General features: G+C 67.7%; 1 protein-coding gene. It reads right to left on the bottom strand.

All coding sequences use genetic code 11. The features are described from left to right. Window positions 1–82: 82 nt before the first annotated feature. The gene (locus IE249_RS17440) at window positions 83–880 is read right to left on the bottom strand and encodes a trypsin-like serine peptidase (protein ID WP_189705756.1); all 798 of its coding nucleotides are present in this window, start codon (window positions 878–880) and stop codon (window positions 83–85) included. Window positions 881–1,682 lie beyond the last annotated feature (802 nt).

Raw genomic sequence — 1,682 nt, 5'->3', positions numbered from 1 at the left:
GCGGCACGGCGGTCACACGGGAACCGGGCCACGCGGCACGGCGGTCACACGGGAACCGGGCCACGCGGCACGGCGGGGCGGATCACGGGTCGGCGGCGGCGTCCTTGTAGAGCTCGGCTGCCTCGGCGCCGAGGACGACGCTGTAGGAGGTGTCGGGCGTCAGACCGCCCTCCTCATGGCCGCCGAGCACGCCGACGACCTGCCCGTCCCCGTTGATCCACGGGCTGCCGCTGGTGCCCGCGGTGAACTCGGGGCAGTCGATGCGCTGTTGCGTCCTGCTGTGCGACTGCGGCTTGTTCGTGCAGGTGATGGGCTCGTCGCGGGAGTCGGGATAGCCGGTGACCGTCACGGCGGTCGCGCCGGTGGAGGTGCCCGTGCGGAAGCGGTTGGCGCCCACGGCGTCCTCGATACCCTTGCCGTCCTGCGGCTCGATCACACCGAAGGCGAGGTCGCTGTCCTCGTCCTGGTCCTTGGACCAGTTGTCCGGCATGAAGCGTCTTTTGACCCTCCACAGCCCGTACGGCGCCTTGCCGTCCCGGTAGCCCGGCGCGAACACCAGATCGGTGTCGCCGCTCAGGCAGTGGGCGGCGGTGACGATGAGGTTGTGGTTCTGGCCGTGCACGACCGAGGCGGTGCAGAAGTGATTGTCGGTGAGGTCGCCGGTCTTGTCAGAGCCGACCAGCACGCCCACCCGCGCACTCTGGGTGGTCTTCTCCGCCACCGAGGTCACCCCGAGCGGGCCGGGGCCGTCGTCGGCGGCCGCGACGGAGGCCGAGGTCGCGGCCAGCAGCACCAGCGCGGAGAACAGCGCGTAATGGCGGGTGCCTGCTCGGGGACGGCCGTGACCTGCGTGGCTGCTGGTACCTGAGGTGCGGTTCATCAGGCCCTACTTTGTCTCACGAAGGTGAGAATCGGATAACGACTTCACTGAGATTTTCCTGTGAAACCCTCGTTCACCGCACGGCTTGTCCCACCTCGCCCCTCATTGTCGGTCCGCGGCGCCGCGGGCACAGCCGCGGGCCATCTGCACCGATACCCGCTGTAGCGCCGGGTCAAGCCATGGCCATCGGTGTTCCATCCGCCCGCCATCGACGGGTAAGCACCCGTCGGTCTTCGGTAACGCCGGGGTCAGAAAACGACGGCCCGCCTTGTTGTCGCGTACTCAACAAGCAATCGTCGTTCCGCGAGAGCCTGTCGCCACCGCCGGACGTGGGGCGCGGAGACGGCAGCGAGGGAACGGGCCGCGGCACGCATGCCGCGGCCCGTTCGGCGTGCGAAAGCGTGAGACCATCGGAACACCACTCACCCGACTGGCCGTCAAAAACCGTGGCGGGACGTGAAAAGTGTCAACGACGGGACCACACGCCAGGTTCCGGGTCCACTTCATTGCCCGGCGTGACCTGCCGTGATACACAGAGTGACCATACGCAGGATTACGCGGGAAACCGTCGGCAATGACGCCAAGTCGACATCCGAGGGCGCCATCGTCGGCGACAATGAGTCCTGACCTCTGCGCCGAGGACAGGGGACGCGGAACTACCCAACAGGGGCGGTGACTTACATGCTCTTTGCGGCCGACAAGGGAGACATCAACACCATCATCGGCGGGATCGCTCCGGACTGGGGCCCCTTCGGCAGCCTGGGCAACGAGGCGAAGGTGATGATCGAGGTGGTGATGGCGG

It is taken from the genome of Streptomyces anandii JCM 4720 (assembly GCF_014650655.1).
In the GTDB taxonomy this organism is placed as follows: Bacteria; Actinomycetota; Actinomycetes; order Streptomycetales; family Streptomycetaceae; genus Streptomyces; species Streptomyces anandii.
The sequence above is the reverse complement of the archived record's forward strand: the minus strand, read 5'-3'. Positions and strand labels throughout refer to the sequence as shown.

What these genes read in the sequence shown, in the direction of transcription:
- IE249_RS17440 (WP_189705756.1), bottom strand. Translation starts at nt 880, where the DNA reads ATGAACCGCACCTCAGGTACCAGCAGCCACGCAGGTCACGGCCGTCCC.